Annotated in this window: 12 protein-coding genes; 4 read left to right on the forward strand and 8 right to left on the reverse strand. The window is 44.4% G+C overall.

Annotated features, from left to right (window positions below; genetic code table 11):
• Positions 1 to 129 precede the first annotated feature (129 nt).
• Both L1D60_RS08625 and L1D60_RS08630 read left to right on the forward strand, forming a co-directional pair.
• A complete protein-coding gene (locus tag L1D60_RS08625) occupies positions 130 to 1701 on the forward strand; it encodes a BCCT family transporter (protein ID WP_239840713.1) in 1572 nt (523 codons plus the stop codon).
• Between the two features lie 280 nt (positions 1702 to 1981).
• Positions 1982 to 3865, forward strand: coding sequence for a methyl-accepting chemotaxis protein (locus L1D60_RS08630; protein ID WP_239840714.1), 1884 nt, complete (start codon positions 1982 to 1984; stop codon positions 3863 to 3865).
• A gap of 87 nt (positions 3866 to 3952) precedes the next feature.
• Here the strand turns inward: L1D60_RS08630 and azu are convergent, their stop codons facing one another.
• The 7 genes from azu to L1D60_RS23595 all read right to left on the reverse strand — a co-directional run bounded on the left by azu (position 3953) and on the right by L1D60_RS23595 (position 12469).
• A complete protein-coding gene (azu, locus tag L1D60_RS08635) occupies positions 3953 to 4402 on the reverse strand; it encodes an azurin (RefSeq protein WP_032549254.1) in 450 nt (149 codons plus the stop codon).
• Between the two features lie 336 nt (positions 4403 to 4738).
• Positions 4739 to 5431: a redoxin family protein gene (locus tag L1D60_RS08640; protein ID WP_239840715.1), complete on the reverse strand. Its 693-nt coding sequence runs from the start codon at positions 5429 to 5431 to the stop codon at positions 4739 to 4741.
• 776 nt (positions 5432 to 6207) lie between these two features.
• Positions 6208 to 7929 carry a cysteine/glutathione ABC transporter ATP-binding protein/permease CydC gene (gene cydC, locus L1D60_RS08645; protein WP_239840716.1) on the reverse strand — a complete coding sequence of 574 codons (1722 nt, stop codon included), beginning with the start codon at positions 7927 to 7929 and terminating at the stop codon, positions 6208 to 6210.
• Positions 7922 to 9706, reverse strand: a complete 1785-nt coding sequence (cydD, locus tag L1D60_RS08650) for a cysteine/glutathione ABC transporter permease/ATP-binding protein CydD (protein WP_239840717.1) — start codon at positions 9704 to 9706, stop codon at positions 7922 to 7924. The genes cydC and cydD overlap by 8 nt, the downstream gene beginning before the upstream one ends.
• A gap of 154 nt (positions 9707 to 9860) precedes the next feature.
• Positions 9861 to 10820: a thioredoxin-disulfide reductase gene (gene trxB / locus L1D60_RS08655; protein ID WP_032549248.1), complete on the reverse strand. Its 960-nt coding sequence runs from the start codon at positions 10818 to 10820 to the stop codon at positions 9861 to 9863.
• A 376-nt stretch (positions 10821 to 11196) separates the two neighbouring features.
• Positions 11197 to 11667 (reverse strand): hypothetical protein, encoded by a 471-nt coding sequence (locus L1D60_RS08660; protein WP_239840718.1) that lies wholly within the window; start codon positions 11665 to 11667, stop codon positions 11197 to 11199.
• Between the two features lie 154 nt (positions 11668 to 11821).
• On the reverse strand, positions 11822 to 12469 hold the full coding sequence (locus tag L1D60_RS23595; RefSeq protein WP_239840719.1) for an SEC-C domain-containing protein: 648 nt from the start codon (positions 12467 to 12469) through the stop codon (positions 11822 to 11824).
• A gap of 1085 nt (positions 12470 to 13554) precedes the next feature.
• Here L1D60_RS23595 and L1D60_RS08670 point away from each other — a divergent pair.
• Both L1D60_RS08670 and L1D60_RS08675 read left to right on the forward strand, forming a co-directional pair.
• Positions 13555 to 14211, forward strand: a complete 657-nt coding sequence (locus L1D60_RS08670; protein ID WP_239840720.1) for a 2OG-Fe dioxygenase family protein — start codon at positions 13555 to 13557, stop codon at positions 14209 to 14211.
• Complete coding sequence (locus tag L1D60_RS08675; protein ID WP_239840721.1) at positions 14195 to 15430, forward strand: cysteine desulfurase-like protein; 1236 nt, start codon at positions 14195 to 14197, stop codon at positions 15428 to 15430. Before L1D60_RS08670 ends, L1D60_RS08675 begins: the two co-directional genes overlap by 17 nt.
• Positions 15431 to 15486: 56 nt before the next feature.
• On the opposite strand, the gene L1D60_RS08680 is transcribed toward L1D60_RS08675, so the two are convergent.
• Positions 15487 to 15918, reverse strand: a complete 432-nt coding sequence (locus tag L1D60_RS08680) for a MarR family transcriptional regulator (RefSeq protein ID WP_239840722.1) — start codon at positions 15916 to 15918, stop codon at positions 15487 to 15489.
• Between the last annotated feature and the right edge of the window lie 40 nt (positions 15919 to 15958).

A 15958-nucleotide genomic window follows, 5' to 3' on the forward strand; every position in this document is an offset into this window, starting at 1 on the left:
GCATCCAAGTATGTGAATTGCTGTGACAACGAACTTGTTTTGCTTGGATTGAATGTTCTGGTTTGTTTTTTTAGTCACAAATATGATTAGGGATGTTACTAAATAAGTAATGTCCCGTAGAGAGGGATAATGACTAAAGGTATAGATAAATACAGTATCGACAGTACCGATTACACGGTAGGTCAAGATAATGTACAAAAATGGGGCTTTGATGTTCACAACCCTGTTTTTGGTATCAGTGCAGGTCTGATTGCGCTGTTTTTAATTGGGGTATTGGTGACGGATACCGCGTCTGCTAAGGCGGTACTGGATGGTGTTAAATGGCAAATCATCAACTCGTTTGATTGGCTATTCATCTGGTCTGGTAACATTTTCGTTATTTTCTGCTTAGGTTTGATCGTTTCTCCTTTCGGTAAGATTCGTCTAGGTGGTAATGACGCAACGGCTGATTACTCGTTCATGTCTTGGTTGGCAATGCTGTTTGCCGCGGGTATGGGTATTGGTCTAATGTTCTGGAGTGTTGCTGAACCTGCAGCATATTTCACTGGTTGGTATGAGACGCCACTTGGTGTTGAGCCTAACACACCAGAAGCGGCACGCTTGGCAATGGGTGCAACAATGTACCACTGGGGTCTACACCCTTGGGCTATTTACGGTGTGGTTGCTTTGTCTTTGGCGTTCTTTACGTACAACAAAGGCCTTCCGCTTTCTATTCGTTCTATCTTCTACCCAATCTTGGGTGACAGAGCGTGGGGCTGGGCGGGTCACGTGGTTGATATCCTAGCGGTATTGGCAACACTGTTTGGCTTGGCAACATCTCTTGGTTTAGGGGCGCAGCAAGCGGCATCGGGTATCCAGCACGTGTTCGGTATTGAAGCTGGTTTGTCACTGCAAGTAATTGTTATCAGTGTCGTGACTCTACTTGCTGTTGTTTCGGTACTACGCGGTATCGACGGTGGCGTAAAGGTCATCAGTAACATCAACATGCTGGTGGCGTTCTTGCTACTGATCTTGGTTGGTCTGATTGGTTATGCAGTGACTCTTGGTTCAATCCCAACCACATTGATGGCCTACATTGAGAACATTATTCCGCTGAGTAACCCGCACGGTCGTGAAGATGAGGCTTGGCTACACGGTTGGACGGTATTCTATTGGGCTTGGTGGATCTCTTGGTCACCATTCGTAGGTATGTTTATCGCACGTGTTTCTAAAGGTCGTACCGTTCGTGAATTTATCACTGCAGTACTGATTGTACCGACAACAGTAACCATCATTTGGATGTCAGTATTCGGTGGCCTAGCGATTGACCAAATTACCAATGGTATTGGTCAACTTGGTACTGATGGCCTAACGGACATTTCACTGGCGATGTTCCAGATGTTTGACGTGCTGCCGTTTGGTACGTTGCTGTCAATTATTGCGGTTGTTCTAGTGCTTGTGTTCTTTATTACTTCATCAGACTCAGGCTCTTTAGTTATCGATAGCATTACTGCTGGTGGTAAAGTTGATACACCAGTACCACAACGTGTGTTCTGGGCGTTCCTCGAGGGTGCAATCGCAGTGGCACTGCTATGGGTTGGCGGCACAGAAGCGGTACAGGCACTGCAAGCTGGTGCGATTTCTACGGCTCTACCATTCACAATTATCTTATTGTTGATGTGTATGAGTTTGTTGATGGGTATGCGTACTGAGAAACGCTAATTGCTCTGGTGAGTCTTGAAATATTTATAGATTCATAAGGTTGATATAAAGCGAAAGAGTCATGCTCTTTCGCTTTTTTTATATACAAAAACTAGGGTCTTTATGGGCACAATTAGGCCAATAAGAGCGTTGTAAATTTGGCGAAGTGACAAGCTTTTGTCATTAAATAAAGTTATGAATTTCGCGACGTTATATTGCGCATTTATTTGTCAAAAGCACTCGAATTTGGATATTAATTTGGTTAGTATGCGCGGGTTTTCCAACCACTTGTGTACTCATAATGAAATTAACATTAAAGCAAAAGTTGATAGGCGCTAGCTTATCGGCAGTGGTAGTTATGGCAACAGCGTTGACATGGCTCTCTGCAAACCAACTATTTGAACAAACTCGCAGCGGAATTTACATGCGAGCAGAAAGCGTATCGGAAGCGGCTTCTGAAGGTATTAAAAATTGGATTGATATTCGTAGAGACATTGCATCTGCATTTAATGATTTTTCGCAAGAGAGCGATGTAGTTCCATATCTAAAGCAAGCTCGTATTGCGGGTGGCTTCGATGATATCTTCCTTGGCACACCAGAGGGCGGTATGTACCGTTCTCACCCAGAGCGTAACCGCGCAGGCTACGACCCGCGTCAGCGCCCTTGGTACCAAGAAGCAAACGCAGCAGGTAAGCAAATCATTACAACCGCTTACACAGATGCAATCACGAAAGCGCTTCTAGTGACGATTGCGGAACCAGTACGTAAGAATGGTCAATTTGTCGGTGTTGTTGGAGCTGACGTACTGATTGATCAACTGGTTAGTGATGTGATCAGCCTAGATGTGGGTGACAACGCATACGCAATGCTAATCGATGCGACCGATGGTACATTCTTGGCTCACCCTGATTCAGCACTAAGCTTGAAGCCTGTAAGCCAACTGTCTAATGACATTTCAATGCCAGTTATTGAGAATGCAGTACGCACTGGTAGCATCGAGATCATCAACGAGCGTGGTAAAGAGAAACTACTTTACTTCACTAAGGTACCAGACACGAACTGGATCTTCGGTGTTCAAATGGACCGTGCAACAGAAGAAGCGAGCCACTCGACACTTCTTACTCAGCTAATCATGACGGCTGTTGTAATAACATTGGTGGTTATCGCACTCGTATCTTGGTTAGTGAGCTTCTTGTTCCGCGATCTAAACCGAGTATCGGTTGCACTAGAAGAGATTGCATCAGGTGAAGGCGATCTAACTCAACGCCTTGAGCCTAAGAGCGATGACGAGATCGGCCAACTGGCTGAAAACTTCAACCGCTTTGTGGGCAACATGCACACAATGGTGCTTAAGCTAAGTGAAGTATCAGCTTCTTTGGCGAACCAAGCTCGTCAAACGGCTTCGCAAGCGGAAGAGCGTAGTGCACGTATCCAGATGCAGCAAGACGAGATCAACATGGTTGCAACGGCTGTAAATGAGATGGCAGCTGCGACACAAGAGATTGCAGGCAACGCAGACCACACTGCACAGAACTCATCAGAAGCAGTAGGTGCTTGTGAGCACGGCACGGGTCAAGTGACTCAAACTCAAAGCTCTATTCAAAACCTTGCACAAGAAGTTCAAGTTGCAACAAACGTTATTCTTGAGTTGGAAGAGCACGGTAACAGCATCAACGCGATTCTTTCAAATATCCAAGGCATCGCAGAGCAGACTAACCTTCTAGCACTGAATGCTGCTATTGAAGCAGCACGTGCAGGTGAGCAAGGTCGTGGCTTTGCCGTTGTAGCAGATGAAGTTCGTGTTCTTAGCCAACGCACTCATGGTTCTACACAAGAGATCCAGCAAACTATCGAGTTACTTCAAGGTACTACAGGTAAAGCAGTTAGCATCATGAACGATAGCCGCTCTCTTGCTGAAACCAGCGTAGACGACGCAAACTCTGCGGCAGCGAGCCTAACGCAGATTCATGCTGCGGTTGAACGTATCAGCGATATGGCGACACAAATCGCTTCTGCTGCGGAAGAGCAAGCGTCAGTAACGTCTGAGATTACTCGCAACACCGAAGGCATCCGTGACGTATCTAACGAGCTAGCTGACGAAGCGCACCAAGCTGCAGAACAAGCAGCTCAGCTGTCTGAACTTTCTCATGAGCTAGAGAACGAGATCAGCCGATTCAAGCTGTAATCGAGTTGAATAAATAAAACAAAGCCCCAGCCTAGACTTAGGCTGGGGCTTTTTTATATCCGCTATTTGAATCAATGACTGAGCTGATTACTTAAACTCAAATTTGCCTTTCATGATTGCCCAGTGGCCCGGGAAAGAACAGATAAACGAGTAATCGCCGCCGGCTTGCATTTTCTCGGTGCTAAACGTCACAGACGCTGACTCACCACCACCAATGATTCGTGTGAATGCGTACACGCGGTCGTCGCCCGGTTTTACGTAGTTGTTGTCTAAGCCCGCTGACATACCATCAATACCTACGGCTTGGACTGACGCTGTATCTGTGATGACAACATTGTGCCCCATGGATTGTGCAGGCATAGAACCTGTGTGGTTTAGCGTAAGCGTCACTTCTTTACAGCTCGCTGGAACGCTTAGGGTATCCGTTGAAAACTTCATTTGGTCGCTAGCATCAATTGATACTTCACACTCAGACGCTTGAGCAGTAAAACTCGCACCGATAAGAGCGACGGTGGTTGCGATTAATCGTAAAGACATACGTTGTTCTCCATTATAGTTTTTGGGGGAGTTTATTCCTTAAGAACGATCGATACGTATTATCGTCGAAAGATGATCATAGAAATGTGCTACAGCCGAAATTATACGCAACTCATTGAGTGATAATTGTTAGCAAATAATATTTGATGAGAGAGTAGAGATCTCTTCATGTCTGAAGTTGCTGAACAGCGACTCAAAGTTAAAAGGCCAGATGACAAGTTAGCAGAAGGGTTGGGAAATTTAGATGGGAGGAACTTAAAGACGACGTGGCTAAACGTCAGCAAAAATGGCCAGCTCAACATAAGAGTGAGCTAGCCAAACTAACTGTTCTTACGTTTATAGGTGCTTCTTAGCAACCTCAACAGCTTTCTCTAAGTCAGGAATGGTTGTTAACTCAGGAACACGTTGCAAGTAAACGATGGTGTTGTTTTTATCTACAACAAACGTTGTTCTGGTAAGCAGTCCCAACTCACTAATTTGCGTACCTGTCTTAAATCCAAAGGCATGATCTTTGGCATCTGAAAGCAGCACCAAGTCATTAGATAGTTTCTTCTCTTTTTTGAAACGGTCTAGAGCGAAAGTGGTGTCCGCACTTAACCCAACGAAATCAATGTCGGCAAGCAGTTGCTTGTTGTTTTCAACGAATTTGGAAAGATCTTGAATTTGTTGATCACAAACAGGTGTATCTACAGAAGCCAACACACTAACAATACGAACATTTTTGTTCTCAGCAGAGGTGTCGTACGCTTGATTTTCGTTAGTCATTAGCGCGACTGAAGGCAATTTGTCACCAACAGACAGTGATTCACCCACTAGGTTGAATGTGGTGTCTTGGAACATAGTTAGAGTTTGGTTGCTGCCTGTTGGCGCGTTGTCGTCGGTTGTTGAGAACTGCGCAGCTTCGACCGTCGATGATATAGCCAGTGCACTCATTAAAAACAATGCGTTGTGCTTCGTGAGTTTCAGCTTGTTCTTTGATGATTTAAATAAGTCGCTTAGGTTGGCAATCGTTGTTCGGTTGAATTTCACAATGAGTATCCTTCAGTTAATAAACAGTAAAGAACACCAGTGTAGTGAGAGCGTAGATTTCGATATAAACAAAAACATAATCGATTCCAAACAATTCATATCATGTGGTTTTAAAGTGGGATTAGGCGTGTTTCTTTTTGTCGGTTAGATATCTAACGTATTGTTCTAATTATTAATATCTTGTTTGTTAACGAGCGCCATCAAATAGTCGAATATCAGCGCTCTTCTCTGAATCAGTTCATTGATTACCTTTTCTAGAACATCACGCTTGGTGGTGATGTTCAGTGACCAAAGACTTTTTATATTGGTGTCGTTTTTGTTAGGACTTGGGAAATACGTAGATGTAATTTACTCAGCAACAGAAACAGTCATCAACGAAGCCTAGTGTGACTGAGTCTGAATAGAACCCCTTGCCTTGAGTACCTAAAGTGATAACTAAAAAAACAGTGTAGAAAGACTTTAGATACAAGTGAGAAAGAGTGATTTGAGACCTTATCAACATAGTATGTATATCGTAAGGGTGTGTGAAAAGTGTCAATTGGAGACAGTGCTGAGAAGAGTGAGACGAACGGCAATACAGAGATTGCGTTACCCCAATTCTTGGCGATGTCGTTGTAGCCAGTGTTTTAAGAAGCACCTCTATATTTTCTCTTAAACGTAGAACAACAAATAGGGAGCGAAGACAACAACCTAGAATGGACAGTTGAGAAACAACAAAAAGCCCGAGTAGACTGTACTCGGGCTTTGTCGTTTTATCTTGATGGAAGAGACGCTTCTTATATGGCTTGTCGAAGCTGGAAGTAACGACCTTCACTCGACAGCAGCTCTGCATGAGAGCCATGTTCTACAATCTCACCTTGCTCAATCAAGACGATGGAATCCATCTTCTCTAGTCCAATCAAGCGGTGAGTAATGAAGATAACCGTCTTGCCTTCGAAGTGCTGTTCAAACAGTGCCATGATGCTTTTCTCTGTCTGCTTATCTAAGCCTTCGGTAGGCTCGTCTAACAGTAGGATAGGGGCGTCATGAAGAATGGCACGTGCAATGCCAATACGACGTTTTTCACCACCAGATAATTGACGACCACCATCACCTAACCATGCGTCTAGTGCGTTGTCCTCAAGCAACTTCTCAAGGCCCACGTTCGACAAAATGCTTTGCAGTTTTTCGTCGCTAGCTTGTGGCTTGGCAATAAGTAGGTTGTCACGCAGGCTACCGTTTAGGATATCAACACGCTGACTTACCACACTGATGGATTCACGCAGTTGGCCCTCATTCCACTGTGTTAGGTCGATACCCGCAATAGAAATTACACCACGCTTTGGATCCCAATAGCGAGTCAGCAACTGAATCAAGGTCGATTTACCAGAACCTGTTTGGCCGACAATCGCCACCTTGTTGTTCGCTGGGATTGATAGGTCAACCGCATTCAGTACCGAGCGTTCAGAGTCCGGATATTGGAATGAAACCGCGTTGAATTGAATATCCAGCGGTTGGTCAATATCAAGTTTACTATCGCTAAACTGGACTTCTGGCTCCGATAGGATCACTTCATTCAAGCGACGCGCTGAAGTTAGTGTTTGACCTAAGTGCTGGAACGCGCCCGCGATAGGCATTAGTAGCTCGAAGCTCGCCATCGTTGCGAATGCCATCAATGCGATCAGTGGGTCAGGGGCATTACCGCCAACACCGTCTGCAGCAAGCCACAACATCAACACTAAAGTTAAACCGTTGAACAGCATCAATGCCGCTGACGCCATGCCCGTTAGGCTGGCATTAACGAACTGGTTCGCCATCAGCTTTTGTTGCGTGTTTAGAATCGCGTTGCGGTAGCGTTCTTCAGCGCCAAACAGAGTTAGCTCGCTGTAGCCTTCAATCCAATCCAGTGTGGTAACACGTAGATCGGCTTTGTTCTGGGTTAACTCACCGCCGTTGCGTTTACCCAGCTTGTAGAACAATACAGGCCAGATGATTAACATGATCAATAGGATAGAGCCTAAGATTAATCCTAGATAGCTATCAAACCACATCAAAAATGCTGTTAGGAAGAAGATACCGAGTACACCCACCGTTACTGGGCTTACCAGTCGTAGGTATACATGGTCCATCGCATCCACATCCGCAACCAAGCGGTTTAGCAGGTCAGCATCACGCAGATTTGAAATACGACCTGGGATAAGCGGTGCGAGCTTTTTGAAGAAGAAGATACGAAGATCAGTCAACAGCTTGAAGGTCGCATTGTGGCTTACTACACGCTCACCCCAACGGCCAGCGGTACGGCTCATCGCTAAGCCACGTACACCACCACCCGGCAGCATGTAGTTAAAGGTTTCACGAGCAATCGTCAGGCCAGCAACCGCAGAAGCAGAAATGAACCAACCAGACAGGGTCAATAAACCGATAGATGCGGCTAATGTCAGGAACGCAAGTAGCATACCCAAAGATAGCCCAAACCAATGTTTCTTATACAGTTTCAGGTAAGGCAGTAAATCACGCATCTAAATTACCCTTATTATCTTGTTGAGCTAAGTTTGCGTTTAGCATCTCTTCAAATAGACCGCCGGACTGAGACAGTTCATTGAAGTTGCCTTGCTCTACGAGCGTACCGTCGCGCAGAACCAGAATGTTGTCTACCGATTGCAGCGGCGCAAGTTGGTGCGTCACGAGTAGGGCAGTGTTGTTTTGGATGCGATTATTGATACCCTGCATCACTAGTTTTTCACTGCGTGTATCTAGGCTGGCAGTTGGTTCATCCAGTAGCCAGAATTGACCATTTTGAATCATCGCGCGAGCCAGCGCCAAACGTTGTGATTGACCGACAGACAAGCCGCCTGAGCGATCTGAGATCATGTAATCCAGCCCGTGCTCTTGAACAAACTCATCTGCGAAAGATTGCTCTAGCGCTTGTTGAACAGTTTGATCACTGATGTCCTGTTTACCTAGCGTGACATTGTCACGGATGGTGCCGTGCAGTAGCAGCGGGTTTTGACCAACCCAGCTGATAGCTTTACGCCAAGAGGCAAGATCAAGCTCTCTTAACTCAACACCATTGATTTTCAGGCTTCCTTCATAAGGCATGAAACCAAGAATGGCATTGATTAAACTTGTTTTACCCGCACCACTTGGGCCAACAAGGGCAGTGGATTGCTGAGTATTAAGCGCAAAGCTAATAGGGCCAACTAACTGAACACCTTCTGGGCTCAACACTTTAAGGTCTTGAGCTTCAATGGATATTCCAGCGTCACTGTTGAGTTGCGTATCACCTGATTTTACTTTGTTGATGTCTGTTTCTAGAAACTCAACAATGCTTTCTGCAGCGCCTACAGCCTGTTGCTTAGCGTGGTAGAAAGTACCCAGATCACGCAGAGGTTGGTAAAACTCAGGCGCTAGAATCAAAATAAACAAACCTGCGAACAGAGTAACCCCAGCGCCATAGTGACCGAAGTTCAACTCACCGATGTAAGTGAAACCGAAGTAAACCGCAGTCATTGCGATAGAAAGCGAGGTGAAGAATTCTAGAACCGCAGAAGATAGGAAAGCGATCTTCAATACATCCATGGTGCGAGAACGGAACACTTCCGATGCCCCATGCAGCACTTCTGTCTCTGCCGATGTGCGGTCAAACAGACGAATCGTGGTCATTGACTGTAGACGGTCGTAGAAGTGACCAGACAATCGTTGCAGCGCCTTAAAGTTTTTGCGGTTGGCATCGGCTGCTTTCATTCCCACCAGTGCCATAAAGATAGGAACCAGTGGTGCAGTGATAAGGAAGATAAGACCGGCTGCCCAGTTCACTGGGAAAACTACCACCAAGATAACAAACGGAATCATTACCGAAAGCGACATCTGAGGCAGGTAACGCGAGAAGAAGTCTTGCATGTCTTCGACTTGTTCTAGAAGCAGCGTTGCCCATGTACCTGCTGGCTTGCCCTTGATGTAGGCAGGACCAAGGTCGCGAAGTTTATCCAGAATCAACTGGCGGATGTAAACACGAACTTGCTCACCACAACGGTAACCGGCGATCTCTCGCCCCCAAGTACAACCAGCTCGACCAACAACCGAAAGAGCTAGGCCTGCAAAATGACCGACTAACTCAGATTTATCGACATTTTCGATAATCAGTTGATGAAGAATAGAGGCGAGAAGGGCAGCTTGAGCCACCAAGAACACGCTTGAAAGTACGCCAAGGCCAATAGCAATCATGAGCCAGCGCTTTGCGAGGCTGCTTTGTTGCTTAAGCCATTTATTCAAGCTGCGTTGTTTTTTCTTATCCATTATGAAGGCTTAATGATAATTATTATTCGGTTGAGGGCGGTTAGTATACAAAAGAAAACCCCGTGGATATACCACGGGGTTCTAGGGAATTATAACAAAGTGTATTTAAACTCAGTATTTAGCGTGCCAATCGGCAAAATTGAAAACTGAGGTTTTACTTATCGGTCAGTCCGTCTAGGAAACGTTCCGCATCAAGTGCCGCCATACAGCCTGTACCCGCAGATGTGATCGCTTGACGGTAGTTGTGATCCATTACGTCGCCCGCAGCAAATACACCTTCAATACTGGTTTGCGTTGCGTTACCTTCCAGACCAGATTGTACGATGATGTAGTCGTCTTTCATTTCTAGTTGGCCTTTGAAGATGCCAGTATTTGGCTGGTGGCCGATAGCGATAAACGCGCCCATTACGTCGATATCTTCTGTCTTATCAGACTGAGTATCTTTAATGCGAACGCCTGTTACACCCATATCGTCACCAAGAACTTCGTCTAGCGTGCGGTCTGTGTGAAGTACGATGTTACCGTTCTCAACTTTGTCCATTAAACGCTTAACCAAGATCTTCTCAGCGCGGAATGTGTCACGACGGTGGATTAGGTGAACTTCAGACGCGATGTTTGAAAGGTAAAGCGCCTCCTCAACCGCTGTGTTACCGCCACCCACGACTGCAACTTTCTGGTTACGGTAGAAGAAACCATCACACGTAGCACATGCTGATACGCCACGACCTTTGAATGCTTCTTCAGATTCAAGACCTAGGTATTTCGCTGAAGCACCCGTTGAGATGATCAGTGCATCACATGTGTACTCACCTGAGTCACCTTTCAGTGTGAAAGGACGCTTCGATAGATCAACTTCGTTAATGTGGTCGAACAGGATTTCAGTTTCAAATCGCTCGGCGTGCTCTTTCATACGCTCCATAAGACCCGGACCCGTTAGGCCTTCTGCATCGCCAGGCCAGTTTTCAACTTCAGTGGTTGTTGTTAATTGACCACCTTGCTGCATACCGGTAACAAGAACTGGATTTAGGTTAGCACGAGCTGCGTAAACAGCAGCAGTGTAGCCGGCAGGGCCAGAACCAAGAATCAATAAATTACAATGCTTTACGTCGCTCATGAGGACTCCGAGATAGAATTCGTTTTTATTTATAATCGTTGATGATTGTATGGAAAATATGAGGGCAATTAAAGTTTTAACAAGGGCGCAAATGTAATTAATCGTTATAGGTTAGAACTTAACCGAGACAAACGTTCTCGTGGCTGGAAAGGCAGCAAGAACGTCGCAAGGTTAAGGTGTGTTGGGGGAGTACAACATTGGCAGCACGTTAACTGGATTGGCATTCCGCACGCCAAACTATTGTTTGCGACAGGGCTACAAAAGCGAAGTAGGGAGCCCGAACGTTTGAGAGTTCATGGAGCATGTGGGTTGTGGAGCGTTGGATAGAAACACGCTAGAGTTAAACTCTAACGCGCTCTTATATAGCTTGCTATGCTTAGGCTTCACGAACTCCACAAACCGAAACTAGCAAACATGATAAATTCAGTAATGATCTGACATAACGAGGTATTTTTTCAAGTTGAATTTGCCATTTATCCTCATCGGGGACTGCGATACAGTATTTAACTGCGTTACGCTCGTTCATTTGCAACAATGTTTGTCCTAATGCTGAGTACATGGCTTGCTCTTTTTGTTTAGATGACTGTCCTTCTACTTCGACTAAATAAGTACCTTTTGTAGGGTGAATTGCACACACATCTACACGACCATATATAGGGTGGGCACCAATATCCGCTCCAAGAGCCAATAGTTTCTCTTCCGCTTTTTCGACCCGAGCTTTCTTCTCTGTTGGGTGCTGAGGCCCTTTTGCTCTTTCCATGGCATCGACATTAACTAAAACCTTCCATCCTTCACTAGGCGGAAAGTGATGTTTTACTAAATGATACTTTACTTCTAACTGGTACATAGAACTCCTAATAAGCATAACGCCAGTATTGGACAAACCTTCTCAGAGTCGCTTCACGCAGTCCTTTTTTTGATAACTTCTAATATTCCAAATATTAAGTTCACCGTTGTCGGTCGTGGTTGATTTGCACAATGCTGGACAGTTCCAATTTAGCTTATGCAATTCCTCTTGGGTGACATTTTTTGGCTTTTTTCCCGCTACCACAAAGGCACAGTTTATTCCTTAAAGAAGCCTTTAGTAACGGTTTTGGTTTTTTCATTTCTTTTGGTGGCTCCTCGGATAGCAACTCTTGCAACAAGGCATCAACTTGTGCTTTCAGAGCATCTATCTGCTGTTTACTTTCTGCGAGTTCTTTTTGTTTTGCATTAACTGCCTCTTCCGCTTTTAGATCTTGAAGTTTTTGATACTCAAATTGTTGCTTACTCAATTCAATTTGCTGCCTCATGATTTCATTGCCATCTTCGGTAAGAGTGTTAGCTCTTAATGTAAGGACAAGTGCTATTAGAGAAATAATTGTTGTAACTAAAAATTCTAATGAGGGTAAGGATAAATTAAGTACCGCTTGACGATATTTGTTAAAACTTGGATCTACATTTACAAGTGCGTCGACAAACTCATTTGCACCAATATCATCATTTGCTGCTAGCTTTTCTTTAATAGCTTCCAACTTTTCATTGGAGCTAATTTTTTTCAAATCCTTGAATATGTCAGATATGTGAATTTTCCCGCTGCGATCTATTTTAAAATCAGCATATTTCGCGACTGAATTACATTGCGGGCAGGTTGTAGTGGTATTCTTCACTACAACCTCTGAATTTACTGACCGAATAAAGTTTGCAGCATAGAACTCATAACCACATTCTAGGTTAGTACACTTTATCGGCACGGAATTAGGCGGTCTAAATTGTTTCGTCGAGTTGTTCAGATAATGCATACCTTGCGTTCCTCAAATTACTAACTGATAGTTACTATTTATGCATCGGATGGATTTATTATTATTTTTCAGTGAATTAATCCAGTCAAGCAATTGCCCTCAACCTGAACAACCAAAATGTCAGAAGCAAACCGAAATCAAGAGTAACTCACAACTTTGTTCATCTGAGTAGTTTGTTAGCTTGTTCACTGACTTGCACCAACACCTTCGACTGTAAATTGATTACATTGATACTCAACTAACTACATGATCAAAAAATTGAGGAAAACTGTTACGTGAAAAATGGCAGAAAACTCAAAATAGGTTATTAATGAGTTTGGAAGTGACTCTCGGCGCTTGTGAAACCGTGCTATTTACGTAGAAGTTCCGCTCATTACTAACGAGATTGGAAAGTGATCCCCTCCGAACCTCAAAAGAAAGCAAATGAAACTGGGGCGGCCGAGTTCCCCCCGAACTCGACCTGTTCCAGACGCGCAAGCAAAGGCGTTTGGATACTTTTCAGTTGATAAATTAACCAATGTGCGACCACTGTGTAAATGGTCAATAGTTGCGGGTTCATTAGGTGTGTCGCATTTCAGTCTGTAACCGTTTTTGTTGGCAATCATTATCATGTTTGTTCAATTCGACTCCTCTTAATTCCTCATTCATTCCTTTCAAAACACAAAGCTGCGCAGAAAATTAGAGAATAGCGTGCCAAATTAAACATTGCCTTTTTAATTAAAAATAGTGAATAAAACTAGCCAGTGAAGTGTGCTGAATTTTAAAGGTGCCCAACTTTTGAACTGGTTTTAATCACTGGTTTTTGAATTCAAGTTGGCATTAAGTTTTAAATTTATCTCTACAGCAGAATAAATGGTTGTTTAAAGTTGATTTAACCAGATCTTCACGTATCATTTATGTAAACAAAAGGTTAAATAAAATAAGTAAAGTGGACATTCATTAAGGAGTCGATGATGTTACATGCTCACGAAAACACCCTACATATTACCCACCTCAGCAACCATGCCGTTGAAGAGTTGTCACCTTCGTTTGAAAAGCTACCAAGCACAGAACATGCAGATGGTAAGTTTCGTTTAAGAAGATACTCGGTAATTCGTTTTTGCGGTGGTCAGGTTGTGGAACAGGACAAGCACAACTTTGTTCAATCAGAAGACATTAATCACTTTCAAGGCGACGTAGTACGCGAATTTGAACCTGTTGAAGCTAACATTCTAAAGAGTGAAGGCATGAAAGAGATGTGTGAACTCTTCATCGAGACAAACGGTTTGAAAGACGGTCAAGAGATCGAAATTCACCAAATTCGTATCTCGGCAATTTACGAAGAGACGCAAGTAGCCCCTGAAGGTGTACACCAAGATGGTTTTGACCACATCGCACTGATCGGTATGAACCGTCACAACATTGTTGGTGGTGAGATTATGCTTTACCAAGATTCTCACGAAGCACCATTCTTTAGAAAAGTACTTGAAGATGGCGAAGTGGCGATGCTCGCAGACAGTAAGCTTTGGCACAATGCTCAACCGATTCGCACGATTGACCACGATGAAGTGGGTCATATGGATGTATTCGTACTAACAGCAAAGGATGAGCGTAATGTCCTTCACTCTTAATGAAGTTCGCCAGCAATTTAGCGCATTAAGCCAATATCATAATGGCAAGCCTGTTACTTTTTTTGATGGGCCTGGTGGTTCGCAAGTCCCTGAAAATGTCCTAGCCTCAATGACTGAGTACCTTGGCCATTTTAATTCAAATCTAGGTGGACACTACTTTTCGAGCCAGAAAACGACAGGGTTAATGCAGCAGGCGAGAGAGTCGGTTCAAGCATTACTGAATGCAGAATCTTCTGGCAACATCGTTTTTGGTGCCAACATGACTTCGTTGACGTTCCAATTAAGCCGAGCAATTAGCCGCGATTGGAACGAGGGCGATGAAATCATTGTTACTGCACTCGATCACTACTCTAACGTATCAAGTTGGCAGCAAGCGGCGGAAGACAAAGGTGTTGTAGTACATCAAGTTCGTGTAGATGAGGAAGACTGCAGCCTAGACATGGCGCATTTAGAGTCTCTATTGAGTGATAAGACGCGATTGGTCGCCGTCACTTTCGCTTCCAATACCACAGGCTCGATTGTTGATGTAGAGAAAGTCGTAGAGCTGGCACACAGCAAAGGTGCGCAGGTTTACGTTGATGCCGTTCATTACGCACCTCATCACTTGATTGATGTGCAGAAGCTGAATTGTGATTTCCTAGCGTGTTCCGCATACAAGTTCTTCGGGCCTCATGTTGGTATCGCTTATGTTGCACCTCAGTGGTTACATACGTTGAAGCCTTACAAAGTTGAGCCTGCAACGAATGTTGGCCCTGGTCGTTTTGAAACCGGTACTCAGAGTTTTGAAGGCTTAGCGGGTGTGATTGCAGCGGTTGATTACCTTGCGCAGTGCGGCGATCCGGCAGACGATCTAAGAACGCGTTTAGAGCAGAGTTACAAGCTGTACAATCGCCATGAGAGTCAGCTGAGTGAGTATTTCTTGCAAAGGTTGAACGAGCTAAGCGGTGTTCGACTTTACGGTAAAACAACCCATGACTCGAACTTGCGTACGCCGACGTTTGCCATCACGTTTGATGAACACTCACCAGAATCGATAGCTAAAGCGCTAGGCGAGCACAATATTTGTGTTTGGAATGGTCATTTTTACGCGCTTGGCTTAGTGAAACAGCTAGGCATAGAAGAGACAGGTGTGGTTCGCATTGGTTGTATGCACTACAACTCAATTGAAGAGATCGACTTACTGTTCAATGTGTTGGAAGGCATTCTTCGTAAAGACTAATCCGGACTCACAATCAAACGAAAAGAGCGCACTCGAAATAGTGCGCTCTTTGTTTTTCATCCTTTCGAATTGAGATTTTGAGCCATCTTTTTAGCCACTCGCTCAAAGGTTGCGAGCTCAACACTATCAATGCCTATCTTCATCTTCTCAAACATCTCGCTATCAACCTCACTTAGCTGATCAACAATGGCTTTACCGCGCTCGGTGATAGCCAAACATTGACTGCGTTTGTCTTCGGGGTTGGGCTCTTTAACGATCAATTCTTGTTTAATTAGGGCACTGAGCAAGCGAGTCACTTGCGCCTTATCTCGGTCCAAAAAGTTCGCGATATCAACAGCAGTACACTGCGGCTTCTTGGTGATGATCTTTAATACACGCACGTGCATAGGTGCAATATCGAGATCCAACGCCTCTATCTTTTCATGCACATTTCTTTTTACGGCATGTACCAATTTAAACAGGCTATCCAGTGATTTACCTTCAGACATAAAAACGCCTTAGTCAAACTAGTTGACATTATCAATCAAA

This window comes from Vibrio sp. Isolate30, assembly GCF_022397975.1.
Lineage (GTDB): Bacteria > Pseudomonadota > Gammaproteobacteria > Enterobacterales > Vibrionaceae > Vibrio > Vibrio fortis.